This window comes from Lentzea pudingi (assembly GCF_014646255.1).
GTDB lineage: Bacteria > Actinomycetota > Actinomycetes > Mycobacteriales > Pseudonocardiaceae > Lentzea > Lentzea pudingi.
The window spans coordinates 627145-652926 of sequence record NZ_BMNC01000001.1 but is presented as its reverse complement, the minus strand read 5'-3'; the positions used below and the strand labels follow the sequence as shown (position 1 = coordinate 652926).

The following is a 25782-nucleotide window of genomic DNA, read 5'->3' as shown; positions in this document are numbered from 1 at the left end:
CCCATACGTTCGAAGTCGTGACCGTGACGACTTCCACCGCGTACAGCAGGGATCTGGGCGACGAGCTGCGTCGCCTCAGGCAGAGGTTCACCGGCCTGAGGGGCCGCGCGATGGCGCTGCAGCTCGGCTGGGATCCGAGCAAGGTGTCCAACCTCGAGCACGGCAAGATCCGTGGCACCGACATCGACCTGGCCCAGTACCTCACCGTGTGCGGCAAGGACATCGACTTCTTCGAGGACTTCCTCCGCCGCTACCACAACGCTTTCGACCCGTACCTCGCCCAGGTGCCCGGCAACCTGCGCACCCTCACGATGACGGAGGCCATGGCCACCGGCATCACGGCGTACGACGTGCTGACCGTGAACAGCCTCCTGCAGACCCGGAACTACGCCCGCGCCCTGCAGGCCGCCACCGGCCAGCCGATCGAGGACCTCGACAGGCAGGCGGTCATGCGCCGCCCCAACGGTCCCAAGTGCGTCTTCTACCTGCACGAGCTGGCGCTGCGGATGCGCCTGGGCACCGCGCAGGTGATGGAGGAGCAGTACGTGTGGCTGCAGGCGAACTCCGCCATCGTCCGCATCGTGCCGGAAGAGGCGGCCACGGCGGCGTTCCAGTCGGCGTGCACGCTGTTCGAGTTCGAGAAGGCCCCGCCGCTCGTCCACGCGGAGTCCGACCTGGCGAGGGTCTTCGCCCAGGGCGAGGCTGCCGTCGAACGGGCCCGCAGCCTCTTCGACCTGCTCGACGAGGTCGCCCTGGACGAGAACCGGTCGCGGCGCAAGATCGCGGAGTACCGCGGTCCCACACCGCTGCGTGCGCTGGCTCAGTAGCCGTGGACCAGGTCGACCGCGAGCGGTGGGCCGGACTTGGCAGCGTTCGACACCTTGATCGAGAAGCCGCGCGCGTCGCGCACGCTCGCTTGAGGGGCGGTAGGTCGCGAAGGAACTCCGACAGCCGCCACTACGCGGTGCCGCCGTCCCACGTCGTGCGGTTCCGGGACAGGTGGGACGTGTTCAACGAAGTCCGATGAGCCCCGGCTGAATCGGCAGCAACGGAGCCACCACCCGGTCCAGCGGACCGCTCCGCACCACTCCCCCGGCGGGCCCCGCGAACGGCGCCGCCGGATCGACGGAGTCGGGCATCCGGGCCCACACGGCCCACCGCTCGTCCCAAGCCTGGATCACGTCGAGGTGCCCGCCGGGGAGGAACCGGGCCAGGTGCACCCCTGCGACCTGCCCGGTGTTCCCCAGCAACGGGAGCAGCCGGAAGCCGCCCTCCCGCCGCAACCTCTCGATCAGCTCCGCGCTGTCCATCTCATCTCGCCGCCAACTCCGTCTCAGCCCGATAAGCATCAACCGCAGCATCACGTTCAGCACCGGACCACCCCAGCGGACCGGCGATCAGATCGGCCACCTCACCCGCGACCGAGGCACCGAAGTCCAGGTGCTCCATGGCGATCCGGGTGCGGCGGGCGAGTACGTCCTCCAGGCCCAGCGCGCCCTCGTGCGTGACGGCGTACACGATCTCCGCCGCCAGGTGGCCCGCCACCGGCGAGGCCAGTGAGGAGTCCTGCGCGACGAGGGCCAGCACGTCGGACACGGCCGAGCCGTAGCGGCGCAGCAGACGTTCCACAGTGGACGTGGGCAGGCCGGACTCCGCAGCGACTCGAGCCCGGTCCGCCCACAGCTCTTGGAAACCGACGGCGCCGCACAACGGCAGCCGCGCGGTCAGGGAGGGTGCCACCGCTCGGCCCAGGCCGGAGACTGCGGCGTTCACGACGTCGGCGGCCATCACGCGGTAGGTCGTGTACTTGCCGCCCGCGATCACGAAGAACCCCGGTTCCGGCTGCGCCACGGCGTGTTCGCGGGACAGCTTCGACGTGTCGCTGGAGGCCCCGGCGAGCAGCGGGCGCAGGCCCGCGTACGTGCCCACGACGTCGTTCACCGACAGAGGCGTTCGCAGCACGGCGTTCACGTGGTCGAGGATGTAGGAGACATCAGAGGCGGTGGCGGACACAACCTCCGGCGCGTCCGAGTACGGCGTGTCCGTGGTGCCGATGATCCAGTAGGCGCCCCAGGGGATCACGAACAGCACCGACTTCTCGGTCTGCGTGATCAGGCCGCCGTCGAGCTGGATCTTCGAGCGCTCCACCAGGACGTGCACGCCCTTGGACATCTGCACGTGGAACGGCGGCGTGCCGGGCGACATCGAGTTGAGCGAGTCGGTCCACACCCCGGTGGCGCTGATGACCCGCCGGGCCCGCACCACGTGCGTCACGCCGGTGAGCTCGTCACGCACCGAGGCGCCGGCCACGCGGCCGTCGACACGAAGCAACGACGTGACGCGAGCCCGCGACACCACCGAAGCACCGTGCTGGGCGGCCGTGCGGACCAACGTCGCCACGAACCGCGCGTCGTCCATCTGCGCGTCGTAGTAACGGATGGCGCCGGCAAAAGCGTCGGAATCGATCGATGGCCCGACGGAGGCCATCTTGCGGCGGGAGAGGTGCCGGTGCATCGGCACGGCTCCGGCGCCGCCGATCGAGTCGTACAGCAGCACGCCCGCGCCGACGTAGGCGCGTTCCCACTGCTTCTTCAGCGGGAAGAGGAACGGCACCGGCCGCACCAGGTGCGGTGCGAGCCGGCGCAGCAGCAACCCGCGTTCCTTCAGAGCTTCCCGGACCAGCTTGAACTCCAGCTGTTCCAGGTACCGCAGCCCGCCGTGGACGAGCTTGCTGGACCGGCTCGACGTGCCCGCCGCCCAGTCGTCGGCCTCGACCAGGGCGACGGAGAGACCGCGTGACGCCGCGTCGAGAGCAGCGCCGGCGCCGACCACACCACCTCCGACGACGAGGACGTCGAACTCCGTGCTGCCCAACGCTTCGAGCGATCGGGCGCGACGAGCCGGATCCAGCCTTGCGAACAACTTCAGCTCCTAAGAAAGGAATTCCTAGCGGACGTCGGCGTCGACCCAGTCGAACGACTTGGTGACGGCCTTCTTCCAGTTGCGGTACTCGCGCTCGCGCTCGTCGCCCGCGAGTTCCGGCGTCCAGCGCTTGTCCTCGGACCAGTTGGCGCGCAGCTCGTCCAGCCCGGACCAGTAGCCGACGGCCAGACCGGCGGCGTACGCGGCACCGAGGGCGGTGGTCTCGGCGACGACCGGACGCACGACCGGCACGTCGAGCACGTCCGCCTGGAACTGCATCAGCAGCTCGTTGGCGACCATGCCGCCGTCGACCTTCAGCTCGGTCAGCGGCACACCGGAGTCGGCGTTCATCGCGTCCAGCACCTCACGGGTCTGGAACGCCGTCGCCTCCAGCACGGCACGCGCCAGGTGACCCTTGTTGACGAACCGGGTCAGGCCGACGACCGCACCACGCGCGTCCGCCCGCCAGTACGGCGCGAACAGACCGGAGAACGCCGGCACGAAGTACGCGCCACCGTTGTCCTCCACCGAACGGGCGAGCGTCTCGATCTCCGCGGCCGAGCCGATGATGCCGAGGTTGTCGCGCAGCCACTGCACCAGCGAGCCGGTGACGGCGATGGAACCTTCCAGCGCGTAGACGGGAGCCTCATCGCCGATCTTGTAGCAGACGGTCGTGAGCAGACCGTTCTTCGAGGCGACCTTCTCGGTGCCGGTGTTGAGCAACATGAAGTTGCCGGTGCCGTAGGTGTTCTTGGCAGTGCCGGGCTCGTAGCAGGCCTGGCCGAACGTCGCCGCCTGCTGGTCGCCGAGGATGCCCGCGATCGGCACGCCCTTCAGCACGCCGCCAGGGCCGCCGTTGCCGTAGACCTCCGAGGAGGAACGGATCTCCGGCAGCATGGACAGCGGGATGCCCATGTCGGCCGCGATCTCCGCGTCCCACTGCAGCGTGTCGAGGTCCATCAGCATGGTCCGCGACGCGTTGGTGACGTCGGTCGCGTGCACACCGCCGTTGGGGCCGCCGGTGAGGTTCCACAGCGTCCACGTGTCGGTGTTGCCGAACAGCAGGTCGCCGGCCTCGGCACGCTCGCGGGCGCCCTCGACGTTGTCGAGGATCCAGCGGATCTTGGGGCCGGAGAAGTAGGTCGCCAGCGGCAGGCCGACCTTCGCCTTGTAGCGCTCGGCACCGCCGCCGAGGGCACCGAGCTCCTCGACGATCGCCTGGGTGCGGGTGTCCTGCCAGACGATCGCGTTGTAGACGGGTTCGCCGGTGTTCTTGTCCCACACCACCGCGGTCTCGCGCTGGTTGGTGATGCCGACGGCGGCGAGGTCGCCGGTGTTGAGGTCGGCGGTGGAGAGCGCCTGACCGATCACGAACCGGGTGTTCTCCGAGATCTCGACCGGGTTGTGCTCGACCCAGCCGGCCCTCGGGAAGATCTGCTCGTGCTCCTTCTGGCCCACGGCGACGATGGAGCCGCTGTGGTCGAAGATGATGGCCCGCGTGCTGGTCGTGCCCTGGTCGACGGCGAGAACGTACTGCGTCATCGAAACTGTCCTTTCCGGATGGTCAGATCAGAACGCGAGCGAGGCGATGACGCCGGCGAGCGCGCCACCGATGATCGGGCCGACGACGGGCACCCAGGAGTAGCCCCAGTCGGAGTCCTTCTTGCCGATCGCCTCGCCGTCGGTGCCCTTGTAGGACAGCGGGAGCAGGGCGTGCGCGATGCGCGGGCCGAGGTCACGTGCCGGGTTGATCGCGTAGCCGGTGGGGCCACCGAGGGAGGCACCGATGCCGACGACGAGCATCGCGACGGCCAGCGGGCCGAGCTGGGTCGGGGTCTTGCCCAGGGCGAGGACCACGAAGACCAGGACGAACGTGCCGATGATCTCGCACACCAGGTTCCAGGTGTAGCTGCGGATCGCCGGGCCGGTGGAGAAGACGGCGAGCTTGAGACCCTCGTCGGGCGTCTCGTCGAAGTGCGGCTTGTACGCGAGCCACGCGAGCACGGCACCGAGGAACGCGCCGAGCATCTCGCCGGCGAAGTAGACGAGCGTCGAGCCGACACCGACCGGCACACCGGGTGCGAACTCGTCCGCGCCGCTGGTGAGGATGCCGATCGTGACAGCGGGGTTGAGGTGAGCACCCGACTTGTACGCGATGTACACACCGGCGAAGACACCGAAGCCCCAGCCGAAGTTGATCAGCAGCCAGCCGCCGTCGAAGCCCTTCGACTTGGCGAGCAGCACGTTGGCCACCACGCCCGCACCCAGCAACAGCAAGACACCCGTACCGAGCACCTCGCTGAGGAACACTGTCCCGAGACCCACGCTGGCCTCCCATTCGTCCTTGAACGGCTGATCACCACGTGGTGATTGACGCGGAACGTAATGAGCCAGGTCACGCCTGCTCAACCGGCACGTTTCGACAATGTCGACACCTGCGGCCGCCGGAGGTGTGACCGGACGGTCACGCTGCGCGCAGACAAGGCGTTTCAGGCCCGTGTCCAGGGGTGACGGGCGTCGTAGCTGTTCGACATTGCCGACACGGGTCGTCTCAATTACGTTTCTCGCGTGCCGGGACCCATCCAGTCGATCGAACGAGCCGCAGCCGTGCTGCGGCTCCTCGCGCGTGGCTCCGGCCACCACGGTCTCACGGAGATAGCCGACTCGCTCGGTCTCGCACGAGGGACCGCGCACGGGATTCTCCGTACGCTGCAACGGGTCGAGTTCGTCGAGCAGGACCCGGGGACGGGCCGCTACCGCCTCGGCGCGGCCCTGCTGCACCTGGGAACGTCCTACCTCGACGCGAACGAACTGCGTTCTCGATCGATCAACTGGGCCGACACGCTCGCCGCGCGGAGCGGCCAGGAGGTCCGGATAGGCATGCACCATGACGGCGCCGTGCTCGTCGTGCACCACGTGTTCCGTCCCGATGACTCTGTGCAAACACTCGGCATCGGCGCGATGCTCCCGTTGCACGCCACCGCGCTGGGCAAGGTTCTGCTGGCCTACGACCCGGACCTGTCGGCGGCCGCGCGCAAGCGGGAGCTGACGTCGTTGACGCGCAGGACGATCACGCGCGCGCAGATGCTGGAGCGGGTGCTGACCGAGGTGCGCGGGCAGGGCTGGGCGGGCGAGGCCGAGGAGTACATGCCGGGCGAGGCCAGCATCGCCGCGCCGATCCGGATCCCCGGCGGGCTCGTGATCGGCGCGATCGGCATCTCCGGCGCGGCGGACCGCCTGTGCGACTCGGCAGGCAGGCCGCGTGCGACGCTGGTGCGTCAGGTCGTGCAGGCCGCGGAATCCGTCACCACCTCGCTCGTCGACGAGAACTGAGGGGCTCGCCGTGCAACGGTTCGTAATGGCGATCGACCAGGGCACCACGTCGACGCGCTGCATCGTGTTCGACCAGAACGCCCGCCTCGTCGCGGTCGCCCAGCGCGAGCACCGGCAGTACCACCCCCGGCCGGGCTGGGTGGAGCAGGACGCCGTGGAGATCTGGCGCAACGTCGACCGGATCGTGCCGCAGGCGTTGCGGCAGGCGGGGATCAGCGCCGAGCAGGTCGTCGCGATGGGCATCACGAACCAGCGCGAGACGTTCGTGCTGTGGGACCGGCACACGGGTGTCCCCGTGGGACGCGCGATCGTCTGGGAGGACATCCGCACCGAGGATCTCGTCACCGAACTGGGCCGCAAGCAGGGCATCGAGGAGGTCCGCGACCGCTGCGGTCTGCCGCTGGCGACCTACTTCTCGGCGCCGTCGCTGCGCTGGATGCTCGACAACGTGGCCGGGCTGCGCGCGAAGGCCGAACGCGGCGACGTCCTGTTCGGCACCATGGACACCTGGCTGATCTGGAACCTCACCGGCGGCGTGAACGGCGGCCTGCACGTCACGGACGTGACCAACGCGTCGCGGACGATGCTGATGAACCTCTCGACGCGGCAATGGGATCCGATGCTGCTGGAGTTCTTCGGCGTGCCGCCGGTGATCCTGCCGGAGATCCGGCCGTCGACCGAGATCAGCGGCGTCACGACGCGCGTGGTGCCGGGCATCTCGATCACGGCGGCGCTGGGCGACCAGCACGCGGCGCTGTTCGGCCAGACCTGCTTCGAGAAGGGGTCGATCAAGGGCACGTACGGCACCGGCGGGTTCCTGCTGATGAACACCGGCACCGAGCTGGTGCGGTCGAAGCACGGTCTGCTGACGACGATCGGCTACCAGATCGGCGGCGAACCGGCGTACGCGCTGGAGGGCTCGATCGCCGTCGCCGGGTCGCTGGTGCAGTGGTTCCGCGACAACCTCGGGCTGATCCACTCCGCACCGGAGATCGAGACGCTGGCGCGCACGGTGAAGGACAACGGCGGCTGCTACATCGTGCCGGCGTTCTCGGGGCTCTTCGCGCCGCACTGGCTCTCGCAGGCGCGCGGGCTCGTCGTCGGGCTCACCTCGTACATCAACAAGGGGCACCTGGCGCGGGCCGTGCTGGAGGCGACGGGCTGGCAGACGCGCGAGGTGGTCGACGCGATGAACGCGGACCTCGGGGCGCCGACGCCGGTGTTGAAGGTGGACGGCGGGATGACCGCCGACCACCTCCTGATGCAGTTCCTCGCGGACGTCCTGGACATCCCGGTGATGCGGCCGCTCGTGGCGGAGACCGTGTCATTGGGTGCCGCGTACGCCGCAGGCCTGGCCGCCGGTTACTGGCCGGACCTCGAGGGGTTGCGGAGGAACTGGCACCTGGCCGCGCGGTGGAACCCGGCGATGGACGCCCAGCACCGCGAGGACGAGTACGCGAACTGGAAGCGGGCCGTGGAACTCACGTTCGCGTGGGCCCGCTCCACTCCGTCCACTTAGGAGCGCTGCTTGCGCACCCAGGCGGCGACGTCGTCGGCCTCGATGGGCAGCGAGTCCGAGAGGATGTCGGCGCCCGTCGACGTGACGACGAGGTCGTCCTCGATGCGCACGCCGATGCCGCGCAGCTCCGGCGGCAGCGTCTCGTCGTTCGGGTGGAAGTACAGGCCGGGCTCGACGGTGAGCGCCATGCCGCGTTCGAGGATGCCCTGCTGGTAGGTCTCCTGGCGGGCGTCGGCGCAGTCGTGCACGTCGAGGCCGAGGAAGTGCCCGGTGCCGCAGACGATGTAGCGGCGGTGGTGCTGCCCGGACGGGTCGAGCGCCTTGTCGACGCTGACCGGCAGCAGGCCCCAGTCGTGCAGGCCCTCGGCGAGCACGCGCATGGCGGTGTGGTGGAAGGCGCTGTAGTCGTTGCCGGGCCGCACTTCCGCCAAAGCAGCCACGTGCGACCTGTGCACGAGGTCATAGACCTGGCGCTGCGGCGCGCTGAACTCGCCGCTCACCGGGAACGTGCGGGTGACGTCGGCGGTGTAGAGGGAGTTCATCTCCACGCCGGCGTCGAGCAGGAGCAGGTCGGCGTCGTTCACGCGGCCGTCGCAGCGCGTCCAGTGCAGGACGGGGGCGTGCGGGCCGGCGGCGACGATCGAGGTGTAGCCGGGGCCCTTGCCCTCGGTGCGGGCCCGGCGGTCGAACGTGCCCTGCAGCCAGCGCTCTCCCCCGCCGCGCACGGCCTGGCCGAGCTCCATGGCGACGTCGGCGAAGCCCTTGACGGACGCGTCGACGGCCTGGCGGAGCTGGTCGATCTCCCAGTCGTCCTTGATGCGGCGCAGCTCGGCGACGACGGTGCGCAGCTCGTCGCTGTGCGAGCCGGTCAGGGCGTCGAGCAACGGGTCGACGCCCTTGGCGACGAGCGTCTCGGGGTGGCGGCCGCGCAGGGCGTTCGCCAGGTCCTCGATCGGGCGGGCCGTGATGCCGAGCGCGGCGCCCCACTCCTTCGGGCCGGCGGCGGCGCCGATCCAGAACGGGCTGCGGTCGGCGTCACCGAAGAAGTCGACGCTGTGGGTCTCGGACGGCGTAGGCAGGAACAGCGTGGCGTCGTCGTCGGTCAGCACCAGCACGGCGCCTTCGACCTGGCAGCCGGTCAGCCACACGAAGTCGCTGTCGGCGCGGAACTCGTGGAACGTGTCGTTGGACCGGACGTGCGCGCGCCCGGCGGCCAGCGCGATCCGCTTGCCCGGGAGCGCCTGCACGAGCCTGGCGCGGTGGGCCGCGGCCGCCTCGGCGGTGCCACCGGGCAGGTCGACGGAGCTGTCCCACTCACCCCAGCCGTCGCGGATGTACGTGCGGAAACCGTCCGCGTCCACCAGTTTCGCCATGTCGCGGCGTGTCCGAGCCAATTCGCGTCCCTCCAGAGTGGTCCTCGCCTACCACCCTCCCTCCTGTCGGAGGGGTCCCGCCACTCCGGATCGGGGATAGCCTCAGACTATGGAACTGGAGATCCGGCACCTGCGGGCGGTCTGCGCCATCGGCGACGCGGGCAGCCTGTCGCGCGCGGCCACGCAGCTCGGCATCTCCCAGCCGTCCCTGACGACCCTGCTGCAACGCGTCGAACGCCTGGTCGGGGGCAAGCTGTTCGACCGCGGCCGGGCGGGTGCGGAGCCGACCGCGCTGGGTGCCCAGATGCTGCAACGGGCCCGGTTGCTGCTGGTCGAGCTGGACGCGTTCGGCTCGGACCTGGTCCAACGAGACGGACCGTCTCGTCTCGGCTCGGTGCACATGGAGTGCGTGGCGTCGCTGTACACGCGGCTGGAGGAGGTGCTCGACGACATCACGATGGTGGTCGACCCCTCCTCGACGGGCCTCGCGCTGGCGCTGGCGAACGGGCACCTCGACGCGGCGGTGATCGCGGTCGACGAGGAGGGCGACCTGGGGCTGCCGCGCGGCGTGGCGCAACGGGTCGTCGTGCCGTGGGTACCGGTGTACATCGCCGTTCCCGCTGGTCATCGACTTGCGTCGCACCCCGAGATCGAGCTCGCCGACCTGGCCGGTGAGTCCTGGGTGGGGCCGCCGGGTGCCGAGGACGGGTCGCTGACGGCGTTGCGGGCGGCCTGCCGGGCGGTGGGGTTCGTGCCGCGGATCCGGTTCGAGATGCCGAGCGGCGCCGGGCGCCAGCTGATCGCGGCGGGCAAGGCCGTGCAGCTGGTCGAACCGACGTCGCAGGGCGGTCCCGGGGTGGCGGTGCGGCCGCTGGCGGGGGCGCCGATGCGGATGCGGCTGGTGTTCGCGTGGCGGCGGGAGCGGCTGACCTTCCGTCAGGCCAGCCGCGTCTTCACCGAGGTGCTGGGTGCCTATGCGGACCAGGCGATGGCGAGCCCGGTGTTCCGGCCCTGGTGGGAGGAACGCGGCGCGGCCCTCGCCTCAGCCGACTGACGTCAGCTCACCACCGCGAGCCACGTGTACCAGTCCGCGTCGTAACGGGTCCCGATCACCCGCGTGAGGTGGTCGCGGGCACCGGCCCAGTCCCCTGCCCGGTAGTCCGCCAGCACCGCCGCGACGTCGGCCGGATGCTTCTCGACGAGGTACCGGACCGCCAGGTAACCCCAGTTGTAGACCCGCGTGGAGTCGTGGTCGTAGCTGGTGTCGAATAACGTGCTCAGCGCGTACGTCCGCTTCCTCGCCTCGGCCAGCGCGGCGGCGTAGACCTCGCCCCGGTAGCTGTACGAGATGTACTCGGCGACGCCCTCGCTCCACCACACCGTCGGCGTGGTCATGTTCTCCGCGAAGTCGCCGTGCATGTCGAACCGGCCGTCGAGGTAGTGGGTGTACTCGTGGTTGAGGTTCCAGATCGCGAACGTGGGCAGCCAGTCGGCCTCGTGCGCGATGAACCGCGCCTGGTTGAGCGCCGGGTCGCCCTCGAGGTACATGCCACCGTTGTTGGTGGAGATGTCGAAAAGCACCCCTGCGTACGTCCGGTAGTCGTTGCTGGTGTTGAAGACGACGACTTCCAGCGAGGTGTTGTTGTCACCGGCCACGGGTCCGGGATCGCGCACGACGGCGTGGAAGGCCGCGTCCTGCCCGGCGAGCGAGGCGCAGGTCTGGCGGAGCTGCGTCCGGGTGAGCTGCTGCGCGCGGATCTTCAGGGTGGCGCTGCAGGTGTGCCGGACCGTGAGGACACGGCGGTCGATCTTCGCGCGGAAGTCGCACGTGGCGTAGCGGCGGCAGTTGGCCTTGTCGTACCAGTCGACCATCTCCGCGACGCCCACCCACAGCGGGGCGAGGCGGCCGACGACATCACCGCGTGAAGCCATGTCCGCGAGCAACGGCCGAACGCGCGGCGCGATGTCGTTGTGCTGCAGGAACCTGCCCAGCTCACGGGTCGCGTTCTGCACCAGGTACTGGCGGTCGGTGCCGAAGAAGTCGAGGTGTGCCAACACGAACCGGCGCAGCGCCCGCAGGACCTCCGGTTCGGCGCGCACGGCGGCGAGGAACTCCGGGTGGGCGTGGCCGTAGTAGAGCAGGAGCATGCCGGCGTGCACGGCCGCGTCGTCGGCGCTGGTGTAGCCGTCGAGGGTGCGGGTGAGGGCGCGCAGTTCGGCCGGGTAGTCGGCGACCGCCGTGGTGTAGATGGTCGAGTCGGGCTTGGGGTGCAGGGTGGTGCGGGCGATCTCGGGCGGCAGCAGGGGGCTGGTCGGCGAGGTGAGGGGTGCCCGAGCGGGTGTTGCGTGACGGCCGGCGAGACGGACCGTCTCGTCTCGTTGCTCAGCAGGCGCAGTCTGAGCGGACGTTGCGTGGCCGCCGGCGAGACGGACCGTCTCGTCTCGTTGCTCAGCAGGCGCGGCCTGAGCGGGCGTCGGCATCAACAGCCCGGCCGCCAGCGCCGCCACCAGGGCGAGTGATCTCATCAGGGTTCCTCCGCAGGGTTCGAGGTGCCCCAGAGCGTCACACCGCCTGACCGCCCACGAGCATCCCTTCCGCTCATAGCGCGCTGCTATGGAAACTCGTCCCCTACTCCGGTTTCCGCGGCTCCGCGAACAGCAGGTGTCGCACCTGCGCGGGTCCCTTGGCCAGCGCGCGGGCGGTCTCCTGGTTCTCCTGGTCCACGACGGTGCCGCGTTCGACGTGCTGGCGCAGGTGCTCCTGCCACGTCGCCACGGTGAAGGTCTCCAGGAACGTCTCGGTCTGCTCGGTGTCCCGGAACAGGCCCCACATCGTCGCGCCCGTCCGGCGGCGGGCCCGGCCGACCCGTTGCATGGCGTCGACGAACGCGTCCTCGTTCTCGGGCGCCACCGGCCACTCCACCGTGACCAGCACCGGGCCCGCGTCGGTGTCGTCGATCTCCGGTGGTTCCTCCCAGTACGTCGCCGGGCTGACGTCGAGCGGCCGGTCGTTCAGCGGCAGCCAGCGGGTGGCCGCGATCGCCAGCACGACCATCGCCGCCGCGGGCGCGATCATGGCGATCTTCAGGCCGTACGCGTCCGCGATCGCGCCCCACACGACCGCGCCGAGGGCCTGGCCGCCCATCAGGATCAGCTGGTAGTAGGCGAGCGCCCTGGCCCGCGTCCACGCGGGCAGCAGGACCTGCGCGGTGGCGTTGAACGTCGACAGCGTGGCGATCCAGCAGGCGCCGGTGAGCAGCATCGCGACGATCACCAGCGCGAAGCTCTGCGTGAGCACCGCCGTGCTGGTGGCCCCCGCGTAGACGACCGTCGCGAACAGCACCATCCGGTTCTTGCTCATGCGCCGCAACAGCTTCGGCACCACGAACGCACCGCCGATCGCCCCCGCGCCGACGCTGCCGAGCAGCACGCCGTAGCCGCTGGCGTCGAGCCGCAACGGGCCGCGCGCGATCGCCGGCAGCAGCGCCCACAGGCCGCTGCCGAACACGATGAACAACGTCAGCCGCGTGAGCACCCGCCGGAACAGCGGCGAGCTCGCCACGTACCGCGCGCCCGTCCGCATGGCGGTCGTGATGTGCTCGGCGCCGAGGGGCCGGTGGTCCGACGGCCTCTTCCACCGCGCGAGCACGATCAGGACGCCGAAGAAGCTCACCGTGTTGAACGCGAACGTCGCCTCCGGCCCGGACAGCGCGATCAGCAACCCGCCGAGCGCAGGACCGATCGCGCGGCCGACGTTCATGTTGACGCCGTTGAGCAGCGCGGCCTGCGGGATCTCCTCGCGCGACACCAGTTCCGGCTGGATGGCCTGGAACGACGGCATCGACAGCGCCTGCCCGACCGCCATCAGCGCGAGCAGCCCGAGCAGGGTCGGCGGCGTCGCGGAGCCCGTGCCCGCGAGCAACATCAGCCCACCCGCGCCCGCGAGCATCAACGCCTGGCCGGTGATCAGCACCTGCCGCCGGTCGAGGATGTCGCCCAGCGCCCCGGACGGCACCACGAGCAGGAACACCGGCAGCGTCGTGGCGGTCTGGACGAGCGCGACCTGCAGGGCGCTCCCGCCGAGGTCACCCATGAGCCACTGAGCGCCGACGGTCTGCGCCCAGGTGCCGATGTTGGAGGCGAACTGGGCGAGCCACAGCGCGCGGAACGCGTTGCGGCGCAGGGGCGCCCACGGGGAGACGGTCACTGCCTGATCTTCACACCTGCGGGTGCGCGTTGCCGACCACGACCGCAGCTCCTTTCAGTTGACACTGAAAATACTGAGCAAACAGACTCACCCGATCGCGAGTGATTTGGATCACGTCAGAACGGTGATCTGTCTGCCGCGGACGTGTGAACGGTCCTCTCGCGTTCGCCCAGTTCACGCGTTGAGAGCGCTCCCGGAACCTGGGGAAACAAGTGCCCGGCCCCAAAGCGCTTGCCCGGAAGTGGCCCGTTTCCCCCAGTCGCGACCGTTTGTGAACATTCGTCTCAATCGGTCGCGTATTCGCGCATTGGGGAACGGCCACCCCATTCCTGCCTGATACTGCGCGCATAGCAGGCAGAGCAGAAAGGTTCCGAGCACTCGTGATCACGCCCGAGTACTTGCTGTCGACCCGCGAGTTCGAGGTGCTGTGGCAGACGCTGCGGCTCGGCAGAATGCCGTACCCGCTCGACGTGCCCAGCGAAGGAGCGACCGAGCAGGACGTCAAAGCCTTGCAGGACAGGACGATCGCCGGACTGCGCGGACGCGGCCTGGCCGGCGACACGCGGCTGGAGGACCTCCTGCGCCTGCTCGGCGACCACGAGGTGTCCGTGGACGCCGTCGCCGGCCTCGACCGCACCGTGCGGGCCCTGGCCGCGGCCAGCGGGGGCGAGGGCGTTCTCGCCGTGATCGACGGCGACAACGTCGGACTCTCCGAGATCAGGCCCACCGCCCTCGCGCGCGAGATCGTCCGGGTGCTGCCCGAGAGGGTGGCGGGGCCGGGCAGCGCGCTGTCCGTGCGGCTCGAGACGTTGCAGCAGGCAGTCGCGCTGCAGGAGGCCGAGCAGGAGGAGGACTCCGAGGACCCGTGGGGCGCGGCCGACGAGGAGCTCGACGACCGCGAGGCGTTGCTCAAGGCCGGGCTGTCCGCGCAGGACGCACGGCAGATGGACGAGCTGGCGCAGAGCCGGGTCGCGGGTGGCCAGTTCGGCGTCACGCACGGACGGCACCGCGCGGACGTGGTGATCAACTGGTTCGACACCCACCAGGGCCGCTACCTGATGGTGCGCTCGGACGGCTGGCTCAGCCTGTCGCCCACCGACAACGACCGGATCGCGACGCGGATCGACGCGGTGCTGGCCTGACGGTGAACGCGGTGCGGCGCAGCGCACAAGAATGATCCAAATCGGGCATCGCGGGCGTACTCTCCGGAGTGCGCCCGCGTTCTCGTAAGACGTCACACGATTCAGCCGATCCGGTGAACGTCGAACCAGCCGGTGACGTACCTCAAGAGAGCCCTAAATCCCGGATAATTCCCACTGTGATTTGGGTCACACGAGCCCTTGTCCAGGGCTGTTCCAGGGATGTGAACAGAGATCGGGAGCCCGAACGGGCAGCACCCCGAGAGCGCTCCCACAACCAGGGCAAACGATCACGCTGTTACACGACGTTCACCTGGTCGTGGCCCGTTTCGGTCCGTGGCAACGGATTGTGAACCCGGATCTCAATTGGTAACTCGCGCGGCGCAAAGGGAGCGATGTACCAAAGAAACCCCGATACTGCCCGCATGTACATCGTCGGTGACAAAGACGCTGTCCCGCTCGGGGACACCGTCAGCTCGGGTCAGGTGCAGATCGACCCGACCGCGGGCGAGGAACTCCGAAAGCAGTTCCAGGCCCAGATCGACCAGGTCGACTCCTGGATCCAACGCGCCACCTCGAGCATCGCCCGGCCGGCGCCGCTCGGAGCGAACCCCGTCGGCGACAAGATGCGCGACAAGTTCACGCACCGCGCCGAGGGTGAGCAGTACTCGTTCGTCAGCGTCATGACCGCGTACCGCACGGTCCTGGAGCAGACGAAGAACTCGATCGTCGAAGCCATCGAGAACTTCCAGAAGCTCGACGAGGAACAGCAGGCCGAACTGAAGAAGCACATGGGTAACAGCTGATCTCGTGGCCAGCTGATCCAACGACGTGAGAGGCGAGCCGGTCATGCCCCCCGAGACCGACCCGAGCGAAGTCGAGAACGTCCCGGTCCTCACGGACCCGCAGAACTGGGCGTCCCGATCGCACCAAGAGCTCTATGCCGCGGTGCACAACAACAACGACCCCGGTCAGGCCGGCCAGATCAGCTCCGAGTGGGGCAAGTACGGCAACGAGCTGACCGAGGCATCCCGAGTGATCAACTCGGTCATCACCTCCTCGGAGACGAAGTGGACGGGTGGCGCCGCAGATGCCGCCCGCGCCGCGATGAAGAAGCTCGGGACCTGGGTCGACGAGACCGCGAAGACGGCCGTCGAGGTCGGCAACAAGGTCGCCGACCAGGGCCGTGTCATGGAGACCGCCAGGGCGCAGATGCCGCAGCCCGTCCAGTTCGACTGGAACAAGGCCGCGGCCGCGCTGTCCCAGCCCGGCACTCCCGCCTTCGTGCTGGCCTCCGCCGACATCGCGATCGCCAACGCCGCGTCGCGCGCCGCGCACGACCAGGCCGTCGGCGTGATGACCAACATGGAGAACAACTCCCGGCAGATCGACTCGTCGACGCCCGCCTTCAAGCCGCCGTTCAACCCGAACACCGGCAAGGTCGAGGAGCCGGTGATGGCGGTGCCGACCTCCGGCGCGGTCGCGTTCACCGGCGGCGCGGACGCCCTCATGTCCACCCAGGCGGCGAGCGCCGGTGCCGTGGCAGCCCCTCCGACCGGCCAGCAGGCGGGTTCGGGCGCGGGCGCCGGAGCCGGTGGTGGCGCGGGCGGCGGCAGTGGCGTGAACCAGCCCGCCGCGGCGGCCTACAACCCGAGCGCGCCCGGCTACAACGCCCCGGCGGGCCCCGGTGGCGGTGCGGGCGGTGGCGCCGGTGGTGGCGCCGGCAGCAGCTACACCCCGCAGACGGGTGGCTACACCGGCAACACCACCACGAACACGGCCGCGGCCTACACGCCGACCGCGCCGGGCTACAACCAGTCGGCCGGCACCGGTGGCTCGTACACCGGCGGCGGTGGTGGTGGCGGTAGCAGCTACACCCCGCAGATGGGTTCCGGTTACACGCCGCAGATGGGCGGCGGCAACACCGGCACCGGCCAGAACCAGAACACCCCGAAGGTCCCGGTCGTCGGCCGCGACGTCGCAAACCCGAACTACACCCCCCAGAACGTCAAGGGCGGTCCCGCTCCCTACTCGCCGACGGCGCCCGGTTACAACGGTCCCGGTGGCGCGGGCGGCGGTGCCGGTGGTGGCGGTGGCGGTGCCGGTGGTGGAGGCGGCGGCGCCGGTGGCGGCGCGGGCATGAAGGGCGGCCCGATGCCGTACACCCCGCAGATGGGTGCGGGTGGCGGCGGCGGTGGCGCGTTCGGCGGTGGCGCCGGCGGCACCGCGGGTGCCGGTGGTGGCGCTATGCAGTCCGGTGGCGCGGCCGGTGTCCAGGGAGCCCGTGGCGGCATGCCGATGGCCATGGGGCCCGGTGGCGCCGCGGCGGCCGGTGCCGGCATGGGTGCGGGTGCCCCGATGGGTGGCGCTCCCGGTGCCGGTGGCAGGGGCGAGGAGGACAAGGAACACCGTTCCGCCAGCTACATCATGGGCGGCGACCTGTTCGAGGTCCCCGGTGAGAACCTGCCGCCGTCTGTGATCGGCGCCGCCAAGGTCAAGAAGCAGAAGGGGACCGAGTCGCAGTGATCACGCCCGAGTTCCTGCTCTCGCCGCGCGAGTTCGACGTGCTGTGGAACGACCTGCGGCTCGGCAGCGTGCCGTACCCGCTGGACGTGCCGAGCGAGGGCGCGACCGAGCAGGAACGCCGCGTGCTGGTCACCGAGACGATGGACGACCTGCGCTCGCGCGGGCTCGTCGACAACGACCGTCTCGAGGACTTCCTGCGGCTGCTCGACGATCACAAGGTGTCCGTGGACGCCGTCGCGGGTCTCGACCGCACCGTGCGCGCGCTCGCCGTCTCCAACGGTGAGCGCGCCGCGCTCGCGATCATCGACGGCGACCGGGTCGGACTGGTGGAGATCCGGGAGACCGGCATCGCCCGCGAGATCGTCAAGGTGCTGCCCGACGCCGTGCCCGGTCCGGGCACGGCGGTGAACGTGCGGGTCCAGTCCCTGCAGGACGCCGTCGCGATCAAGGAGGCCGAAGAGGCCACCGACGCCGACGACCCGTTCGGCGAGGGCGGGGTGGACGAGAAGGACGCGCTGCAGCAGGCCGGCCTGTCCGCCCAGGACGCGAAGCAGTTCGACGAGCTCGCGTCCAACCGCGTGGCGGGCGGCCAGTTCGGCGTCACCCAGGACCGGCAGCGGTCGGGTGTCGTCATCAACTGGTTCGACACCCACCAGGGCCGTTACCTGATGGTCAACTCGGACGGCTGGCTCAGCCTCTCGCCGACCGACAACGACCGCATCGCCACCCGAATCAACGCTGTGCTCGCGTGAGCTGACGCGTCACAGCTCGACCGCAAGTTGAACCGCCGCCGCCGGAGGACCGTGTGACATCCGCGAACCCTTATCAGTGGGTCGAAGAGTACGAGGCCAAGCTGGCCGACCTGAAGCAGAAGTCGGAGAACCTCACGGAGAACCTCTCGGCGGCCTCCGCCACCGCGACGTCGAAGGACGGCTCGGTGACGGTGACGGTGGGCCCCAACGGCGGCCTGCAGAACCTGCAGCTGGGGCACCGCGCGGTCGAGCTGGGCGGCCCCCGGCTCACCGCGATGATCCTGGAGACCGCGCGTGCGGCCCAGAAGCAGGCGGCACAGCAGGTCCTCGAACTCTTCAAGCCGCTCGGCGAGGGCACCGAGGCCTACCAGATGGTGTCGGACTCGATCCCGGACGACGAGGTCGAAGAGGACGCCGACGCGTACGACGAGATCGACGACGAGCCGGAACCTGCTCCGGCTCCGCCCGTCAGCCGGCCCGCCGCGGCACCGCAGCCCGCGCCCGTGCGGGGCAAGAGCCGTGCGGCCGACGACGATGACGACGACAACCAGCCCTGGTAAGGAACAGCGATGACCGCGCCTGAAACTCCACTCCCGTCACCTCCCGGGATGCACATCACCGAGGAGAACAAGCTCAAGGGCTCGCTGTTCATCGAGGCCTACGGCAGCTTGATCGACGGCATCAGCAAGGACGCCGAGTCCGAGACCGAGAAGGCGCTGGACATCACGTTCAACGCCATCGGTGCCGCCTCGGCCACGGTGATGTTCGCGATCGACCCGCTCGGCAGCATCATCGGTGCCGGTGTCGGCTGGCTGATCGAGCACGTGTCGTTCCTGCGCGACGCCCTGAACCAGCTGATGGGCAACCCGGAGGAGATCCAGGCCAACGTCGAGGCCAACAAGGCGCGCGCGGCCGAGCTGCGGGTGCTGGCGGAGGACCACAAGAGCGGCCTCGCGAAGTTCGACGGCTGGACGGGCGCGTCGTCCGAGCGCTTCCAGGCGTCGATGGACAACATGAGCCACGAGCTCGACGACCTCGCCAACGCCGTCGAGTCCAAGGCGAAGATCGTCGCGATCATGGGCATGCTGGTCACGGTTCTCCGTGACATCGTCCGCGACCTGATCGCCCAGCTGATCGGCTCGCTGATCGCCGGCGCGCTCATCGCCGCCGCCATGATGATCCCGACGTTCGGCACCTCGATCGCGGTCTTCGGTGGCTTCGCGGTCGGCAAGGCCGTCGCGCTGGGCGTGAACATCGCGTCCCGCGTGGCGCGCGTCGTCGCGGCCCTCGGTCGTCAGATGAAGCGCATCGGCGACCTCGACGAGATCATGAAGAAGGTCAGCAAGGGCTGGGAGCGGTTCGAGAACTCCGCCGACGTCGCCGAGATCACCTACGAGGGCTACAAGGCCCAGGACGGCGTCAACGAGAAGATCGACGAGGCGATGGCGAACAGGGGCGGTGGCAACACGCCTCCCGGCGCCACCGACGGCAAGACCGCCGCGGACACGACCGGCACCGCGAGCGCGACGCTCGCGAACGCCCGCGTCGGCATGGTCCAGGCGGACGGGACCGCCCAGGCGACGCTGGCGAACGCTCCGCTGAGCGCGACGGCGACGGCCGAGCCGATGCAGGCCCTCAAGCGGATGGACGCCACCGAGCCGACGCAGGCTCGTCTCGCGTCCGAGCCGCTGCAGCCGACGATGCAGGCCCGGACGGCGATGCACGCCGCAGAGCCCTTGCAGCCGACGATGCAGGCCCGCACCGCGATGCACGCCGCAGAGCCGTTGCAGCCCGTCCAGGCGTTCGAGCGGACGGCGATGCACGCGACCGAGGCCGTGCAGCCGATGCAGCGCACGGCCATGACGGCCGCCGAGCCCCTGCAGCCGTTCCAGCGGGCGGAGGCCGTCCAGGCACCGATGGCGTTCCAGCGGGCGGAAGCGCTCCAGGCACCGGTCGCCTTCTCCCGCGCGGAGGCGATGGAGCCGTTGCAGCCGATGCAGCGCGCGGAGGCCGTCCAGGCACCGACGGCGTTCTCCTATGCCGACGCGTCGGACTCGACGATGACGTCGGGCGTCAGCATGACCTCGGGCGGTGCGGTCCACGAGAGCGTGCAGCCGATGCAGGCGCGTGAGATGTACATCAGCCCGGAGACCCCGTCGGAGCCGTTGCAGGCTTCGTCGGGCTACGAGCCGCTCGCGCGCACGCAGATGTCGCACGCGTACGACGCCTTCGAGCCGTCGCAGCCGCGTGTCGACGCCGAGCCCGCCTACTACGAGAGCGTCAACCCGCTCATGGCGAGCGAGCCCGTGCAACCGGTCATGGGTTACGAGGCCGCGGGCGGTGCCGCAGCTCAGCCTCTGCAGCCGACCACCGCGCACGAGCGGTCCGCCCGGCCCACAGAGTAAGTCCAGCCAACAGCCGGGATCCCTCGATCCCGCCTCGTTCTGACGCAGTTCTGGAGAATCGCCGCTCATGGCCAAGGGGAACGTCAACCCGAACCCGTCGTCGAACCCGGGAGCGAACCCTCCCCCCTCGGCGCCGCCCACGAGCGGAACGGGCGGTGGTGGCCCCACCGGCAACAGCGGTTACTCCATGAACGACTCCTCGATGCAGGGGTTGCAGAACAAGGCGGGTGACCTGGGGTCCCGGCTGACCGGCATCTCGTCCGGCCTGCGGGGCCTGAACTTCAGCGGCAACGCGCTCGGCCCGATCGGCCTGTTCGCGGTACCGGCGCTCAACGCGTCCAACGACAACGCGGTCTCCCAGGCCGACCGCGGCGCCAAGGCGTTCACGGACGTCCAGTCGAACCTGAAGGCGACGGTCCAGACGTCGCAGCAGGTCGACCAGACCAACCAGAACAACATCAAGTCGATCGACCCCACCACCGGCGTGAAGGACGTGCGCGGCGGCGGGCGAGGCACGTCGGGCAACTCCGCGCCGAACAGCCCGAACACCGGCCCGGCACCGACCATCAAGGGTGGCGGCAGCAACGTCACCTCGGGCGTCAACACGCCCAACAGCCCGACGGCCGGCCCGGCGCCGAACATCAAGGGCGGCGGCAGCAACGTCACCCCCGGCGCCAAGACGCCTGGCGGTCCGTCCGCCGGTGCCGCGCCGAACATCAAGGGCGGCGGCAGCAACGTCACCTCCGGCGCCAACACCCCCGGCGGCCCGTCCGCCGGTGCCGCGCCGAACATCAAGGGCGGCGGCAGCAACGCGACGTCCGGCGTCCAGACCGCCGGTGGACCCGCTGCCGGCGCGACCCCGAACGTCAAGGGCGGCCCCGGCGCTCCGGCGGGTGGCCCCAAGGCTCCTGCGGCCTTCACCCCGACTGCTCCCGGCTACACCGGACCTGGTGGCACGGGCGGCAAGGGCGGCGCGACGTCCGGCGTCAAGACCCCCGGCGGCCCTGCCGCCGGCGCGGCCCCGAACGTCAAGGGCGGCCCCGGCGCCCCGACCGGCGGCCCCAAGGCCCCCGCGGCCTTCACCCCGACCGCCCCTGGCTACACCGGCCCCGGCGGCACCAACACCAGCGGTGGCAAGGGCGGCGCGACCGGCGGCCCCAAGGCCCCTGCGGCCTTCACCCCGACCGCTCCCGGCTACACCGGCCCCGGCGGTGCGAACACCGGCGGCGGCAAGGGCGGCGCGACCGGCGGCGCCAAGGGCCCGGCGGCCTTCACGCCGACGGCTCCCGGTTACAACGGCCCCGGCGGCAAGGGCGGCGCAACCCCGACCACGCCCGGTGGCGCGACGCCTCCCGGTGGCGGCGGCAAGGGTGGCGCGACGCCTCCCGGCGGCGGTGGCAAGAGCCCCGCGGCCTTCACGCCGACGGCCCCCGGTTACAACGGCCCCGGCACCAACACCCCCGGCAACACGGCCGGCACCAAGCCCGCCACGACCGCTCCCGGCCCGCAGAACGCCGTGACGTCGCCTTCGCGCGGCGGAGCGATGCCTCCCGCGGCACCTCCCGGCATGGCCCCGCCGATGGGCGGCGCGAACCCCGGCGCGGCCGGCGGCGAACGCGGCGGCAGCAAGTTCACCCCCGCCGGCGGCGGCGCGAAGGGCGTGTTCGACGCGCCCAAGCCCCCCACACCCGACAGCACCATCACCAAGGCGCCACCGCAGTCCTCGCCCTCCACCCCGCCCCCGGCCCCGAAGCCGGGCGTCGGCGGCACTCCGTCCCCCGGCACCCCGTCCCCTGGCAGCACTCCGTCCCCCGGCAGCACTCCGCCGGCCGGTGGCGCGACCCCGCCCGCCGGTGGCGCGACCCCCGGCTCCTCGTCGCCCGGCGGCGGCGCCAAGGGCCCCGCGCCCTTCACCCCGACCGCGCCCGGTTACAACGGCCCCGGCAACCCCGGCGGCCCGGCGGCCCCCGGTTCGCAGAGCGCCGTCGCCACCCCGCCCCAGAGCGCAGGCCCGCGGGCCGGCGGGGCGCCCAGCGTGACGCCTCCGTCCTCGGCGGCGGCCGGCATGGCCCCGCCCATGGCACCCGCCGGCGGCGCGAGCCCCACCGCCGGTGGCACCGAGCGCGGCGGCAGCAAGTTCACCCCCGCCGGCGGCGGCGCGAAGGGCGTGTTCGACGCGCCCAAGCCCCCCACACCCGACAGCACCATCACCAAGGCGCCACCGCAGTCGTCGCCCTCGACGCCACCCCCGGCCCCGAAGCCGACGCCGCTGTCCCCGCCCGCGGCGACCGCACCTCCGGCGACCTCGCCGAACACCGCACCGCCCACCCAGAACCGCCCTGGCACGCCACCGGTCTCTTCCCCGGCACCCGCGCCGAACACCAACGCCGCGCCGCCTGTTCAGAACCGGCCGGCCACGCCACCGGCGTCGACGCCGCCTCCCTCGTCGAACGTGCCGCCGTCCCAGACCTCGCCGGCGCAGACCTCGCCTGCGCAGACCCCGCCGGCTCAGTCGCGGCCGGCTCCGGCCGCGCCGCCGGTGTCGTCGCCCGCGCCGAACACGAACACCCCGTCGCCCGCGCCGAACACGAACGCGCCATCGCCGCGCCAGGACACGACGCCGTCTGCGCAGCCGCCGCGTGCCGACGCACCGCCCGCGCAGACGCGTCCCGCGCCGCCCGCCAACGTGCCGCCGGTCAACACGCCCTCGCCCACGCCGAACGTCAACACCCCGCCGGCCAACGCTCCTTCGCCGAACCCGGCGACCAACACACCCTCGACCAACGCTCCTTCGCCGAACCCGGCGACGAACGCGCCCCCGGCGAACACTCCGCCGGCGAACACGCCGTCCCCCCGTCCGGAGACGACGACGCCGTCCGCGCAGCCGCCGCGTGCCGACGCGCCGCCCGTGCAGACGCGTCCCGCGCCGCCCGCCAACGTGCCGCCGGTCAACACCCCACCGGTCAACACCCCGAGCGCGCCGCCGGTCAACACCCCACCGGTCAACACCCCGAGCGCGCCGCCGGTCAACACCCCACCGGTCAACACCCCGAGCGCGCCGCCGGTCAACACCCCACCCGCCAACACCCCACCCGCCAGCACCCCATCGCCGAACACCGCGACGCCGCCCGCCAACGCGCCGTCTCCGCGGCCTGAGGCGAACGTCCCGCCGACGAACACGCCGCCGCCGCGTCCGGACACCACGCCATCCGCGCAGCCGCCGCGTGCCGACGCACCGCCGCGTGCCGACGCACCGCCAGTGCAGACGCGTCCGGCGCCGCAGGTCGACGCGCCGGTCAACCGCCCCAACACCGACGCGCCGCCCGTCCAGACGCGGCCGTCGCCCCCGCCGCCCACCGGCGCGGCGCCGAACCCGAACACGACGGCCAACCCCACGCCCGACCTGGTCGTGCTGCCGCCCGTGGCCGCCGGACCGAACCCCGGTCCCAACACGGACGCGGGACGTGCTTCCGACTCCAACTCGTCCACCGATGCCCAGCAGGAGGCCACGACCTCCGATGCCGCTCCGACGGTGAACGACCTGCTGGCGGACGTCGACAATGTCGTCGTCGCGGTGGACAACGCGGCGGGGCTCGGCCACCAGGCCGCCGCGACAACGCTGGTGAAGGCTCTGCGCGACGGCGGCTACCAGGACAAGATCACCTTTGTCACTGATCCGGAGTCCGCGAAGAAGATGGAACTCCTGATCACGCCGGACCTGCAGCCGGTCGAGGTCAGCAGCACGCCGAACCACCCCGACGAGAGCAACACGTTGCTGCTGTCGGCAGGCGACGACTCGCTCAACGCGCACGACACGGACACCGCCACCAACTACCTCGACAAGAACAACGTGAACGAAGCTCTCGTCCTCAAGCCTTACGCCTGGGATGGCAGCAAGCGGCTCCTCATCAAGCGCGACTCCCCCGGCAGCGACGTCCAGATCATCGATCTGGACGCGCACATCAGTCCTGACGCCAGGTACGTCTACGACGTTCCGAAGATCACCGATCCGCAGGCACTGGCCGACCTCATCGACCAGGAGATGCCCGCCAACCCCGCGAAGGCGGACGGCATCAAGAAGGTCGCCGACGCGGTGATCAACGACAAGGCCGACATGATGCCGGTCTACGGCCTCGGGGCCGTCGACCTCGTGAACCGTCCCGGCGTGTCCAACCACCTCGCGATGGCTCTGCACTCCCTGGACCAGAAGCCCGCGATCATGATGGAGATCACTCCGTCGCCGGTCTGGTTCGTACCGGAGCTCAAGGCCGACTGGCTGAAGCGCGCGGACATCACCTCACCCGACCTGGACCAGCAGATCAACGACCTGAAGCAGGGCGACGTCCTGGTGGTGAACACCGGGTCCATGCCCCAGGCGGTGTTCCAGCAGGTCTTCCAGCTCGGCACCCTGCCCGCGATCAACGAGGGCGCGAACTCCACGAACCTCGCGCACCTCGTCGAACGGCCGAACATCTCCGTTCTCACCAACAAGACCCCTTATCCGGACGTCCCCGGCGGCGACGTCGCCACGACGAACCTGAACAACGTGAGCGACGGTCTGCGGGCGGACACCGCGTGGATCGAAGCTGCCAAGAACAACCCGGATGTGAAGCAGGCGATCAACCTGACCGCCGCCACCGAGACCTTCTCGGCGCTCCGGGACTTCGTGGAGTCGCCGAACCGCGACCCCGACGAGGCAGCCAGCACCGTGTCCCAGGTCGCCACCATGCTCGCGCCCGCGATCCCGGGCAAGGGCGCGGAGGTCACGAACATCCTTTCCGGACTTCCCGACGCCACGGTCAAGGAGATCAGCAGCGTCATCGACGGCAAGCCGCTGTCGCCGAAGTTCCTCGACGACTCCAACACGGTCGATCTCACCAAGGATCAGCTGGACCAGATCATCGGTCTGCTCGAGTCGCAGAAACCGGACCTCCAGAACAAGCTGTTCGACAACGCCCCGAGCAACACGCCGGGCGATCCGGTCGATCCCGAGGTTCCGGACTCGGGTCGAAACGACGTTGCCCAGATCGCTGACCTGCTGAAGAACCTCTCGCAGAAGGACAGTCCCGAAAGCCAGTACTTCTCCCAGGTGTTCGAGGACGCTCGCGCACCGCAGAACAACCAGGTTCTCCAGGCTCTGACCCTGCGGCTGGACCCGCCGCAGCCGGCTCCCCCGGCACAGCCGGCGCCGTCCACCGAGGTGCCGAGCCAGTCGACGACGGTGGACTCCACGTCACCGGCCGGGCCGGCCCCTGCCTCGACGGCTCCGCCCGCCGTCACGAACCCCGAGACCAACACCAACACCAGCACCAACACCGAGACCAACGCCGACAGCGATGCCGAGTCCGACGGACCCGACATCAGCGGCGGCCTCTTCGGCACCGACACCGACAGCGATGCCGAGTCCGACGGACCCGACATCAGCGGCGGCCTCTTCGGCACCGACACCGACAGCGACGCCGAGTCCGACGGACCCGACATCAGCGGCGGCCTCTTCGGCACCGACACCGACACGGCCGCACCCGGCAACGCGACCGACAGCGACAGCGACGTTGACGCCTTCGTGGACGCCCAGTCCAACCCCGGCACCAACAGCGACGTCGACT

Annotated in this window: 18 protein-coding genes (1 of these 18 only partly in view); 11 read left to right on the top strand and 7 right to left on the bottom strand. The window is 70.6% G+C overall.

Features of this window, described 5'->3' with window-relative positions:
- Positions 1 to 17: 17 nt before the first annotated feature.
- Complete coding sequence (locus IEY88_RS02900) at positions 18 to 827, top strand: helix-turn-helix domain-containing protein (RefSeq protein WP_189152957.1); 810 nt, start codon at positions 18 to 20, stop codon at positions 825 to 827.
- A 183-nt stretch (positions 828 to 1010) separates the two neighbouring features.
- On the opposite strand, the gene IEY88_RS02895 is transcribed toward IEY88_RS02900, so the two are convergent.
- The 4 genes from IEY88_RS02895 to IEY88_RS02880 are packed head-to-tail and all read right to left on the bottom strand — an operon-like array spanning position 1011 to position 5247.
- A complete protein-coding gene (locus tag IEY88_RS02895; protein WP_189152956.1) occupies positions 1011 to 1310 on the bottom strand; it encodes a hypothetical protein in 300 nt (99 codons plus the stop codon).
- Position 1311: 1 nt separating this feature from the next.
- On the bottom strand, positions 1312 to 2922 hold the full coding sequence (locus IEY88_RS02890) for a glycerol-3-phosphate dehydrogenase/oxidase (protein ID WP_189152955.1): 1611 nt from the start codon (positions 2920 to 2922) through the stop codon (positions 1312 to 1314).
- 24 nt (positions 2923 to 2946) lie between these two features.
- A complete protein-coding gene (gene glpK, locus IEY88_RS02885) occupies positions 2947 to 4464 on the bottom strand; it encodes a glycerol kinase GlpK (RefSeq protein ID WP_189152954.1) in 1518 nt (505 codons plus the stop codon).
- A 27-nt stretch (positions 4465 to 4491) separates the two neighbouring features.
- Positions 4492 to 5247, bottom strand: coding sequence for an MIP/aquaporin family protein (locus IEY88_RS02880; protein WP_189152953.1), 756 nt, complete (start codon positions 5245 to 5247; stop codon positions 4492 to 4494).
- A 243-nt stretch (positions 5248 to 5490) separates the two neighbouring features.
- Between IEY88_RS02880 and IEY88_RS02875 the strand changes: the two genes are divergently transcribed.
- Entirely contained in the window at positions 5491 to 6255 is a 765-nt protein-coding gene (locus IEY88_RS02875; RefSeq protein WP_189152952.1) for an IclR family transcriptional regulator, read from the top strand.
- A gap of 25 nt (positions 6256 to 6280) precedes the next feature.
- The gene (glpK, locus tag IEY88_RS02870) at positions 6281 to 7774 is read left to right on the top strand and encodes a glycerol kinase GlpK (protein WP_189153519.1); all 1494 of its coding nucleotides are present in this window, start codon (positions 6281 to 6283) and stop codon (positions 7772 to 7774) included.
- On the opposite strand, the gene IEY88_RS02865 is transcribed toward glpK (IEY88_RS02870), so the two are convergent.
- Entirely contained in the window at positions 7771 to 9147 is a 1377-nt protein-coding gene (locus tag IEY88_RS02865) for an aminopeptidase P family protein (RefSeq protein WP_189153520.1), read from the bottom strand. The two genes, glpK (IEY88_RS02870) and IEY88_RS02865, sit on opposite strands and share 4 nt — an antisense overlap.
- A gap of 109 nt (positions 9148 to 9256) precedes the next feature.
- On the opposite strand from IEY88_RS02865, the gene IEY88_RS02860 reads away from it, so the two are divergent.
- Positions 9257 to 10201: a LysR family transcriptional regulator gene (locus IEY88_RS02860; RefSeq protein WP_189152951.1), complete on the top strand. Its 945-nt coding sequence runs from the start codon at positions 9257 to 9259 to the stop codon at positions 10199 to 10201.
- 2 nt (positions 10202 to 10203) lie between these two features.
- Here IEY88_RS02860 and IEY88_RS02855 read toward each other — a convergent pair whose 3' ends face one another.
- Both IEY88_RS02855 and IEY88_RS02850 read right to left on the bottom strand, forming a co-directional pair.
- Positions 10204 to 11673, bottom strand: a complete 1470-nt coding sequence (locus tag IEY88_RS02855; RefSeq protein ID WP_189152950.1) for a collagenase — start codon at positions 11671 to 11673, stop codon at positions 10204 to 10206.
- A gap of 103 nt (positions 11674 to 11776) precedes the next feature.
- Positions 11777 to 13354, bottom strand: a complete 1578-nt coding sequence (locus IEY88_RS02850) for an MFS transporter (protein WP_189152949.1) — start codon at positions 13352 to 13354, stop codon at positions 11777 to 11779.
- 380 nt (positions 13355 to 13734) lie between these two features.
- Between IEY88_RS02850 and IEY88_RS02845 the strand changes: the two genes are divergently transcribed.
- The 7 genes from IEY88_RS02845 to IEY88_RS02815 all read left to right on the top strand — a co-directional run.
- Positions 13735 to 14496 carry an ESX secretion-associated protein EspG gene (locus IEY88_RS02845; RefSeq protein WP_189152948.1) on the top strand — a complete coding sequence of 254 codons (762 nt, stop codon included), beginning with the start codon at positions 13735 to 13737 and terminating at the stop codon, positions 14494 to 14496.
- Positions 14497 to 14918: 422 nt separating this feature from the next.
- Complete coding sequence (locus IEY88_RS02840; protein ID WP_189152947.1) at positions 14919 to 15299, top strand: hypothetical protein; 381 nt, start codon at positions 14919 to 14921, stop codon at positions 15297 to 15299.
- 43 nt (positions 15300 to 15342) lie between these two features.
- Positions 15343 to 17019 carry a PPE domain-containing protein gene (locus tag IEY88_RS45000; protein WP_189152946.1) on the top strand — a complete coding sequence of 559 codons (1677 nt, stop codon included), beginning with the start codon at positions 15343 to 15345 and terminating at the stop codon, positions 17017 to 17019.
- Positions 17016 to 17771: an ESX secretion-associated protein EspG gene (locus tag IEY88_RS02830; protein ID WP_189152945.1), complete on the top strand. Its 756-nt coding sequence runs from the start codon at positions 17016 to 17018 to the stop codon at positions 17769 to 17771. Before IEY88_RS45000 ends, IEY88_RS02830 begins: the two co-directional genes overlap by 4 nt.
- 53 nt (positions 17772 to 17824) lie before the next feature.
- Positions 17825 to 18331, top strand: a complete 507-nt coding sequence (locus IEY88_RS02825) for a YbaB/EbfC family nucleoid-associated protein (RefSeq protein WP_189152944.1) — start codon at positions 17825 to 17827, stop codon at positions 18329 to 18331.
- A gap of 9 nt (positions 18332 to 18340) precedes the next feature.
- A complete protein-coding gene (locus IEY88_RS02820; RefSeq protein WP_189152943.1) occupies positions 18341 to 20176 on the top strand; it encodes a hypothetical protein in 1836 nt (611 codons plus the stop codon).
- 67 nt (positions 20177 to 20243) lie between these two features.
- Positions 20244 to 25782 carry the beginning of a hypothetical protein gene (locus IEY88_RS02815; protein WP_189152942.1) on the top strand. 23627 nt of this gene lie beyond the right edge of the window, so only the first 5539 of its 29166 coding nucleotides appear in the window; the start codon lies at positions 20244 to 20246; the stop codon falls past the right edge of the window.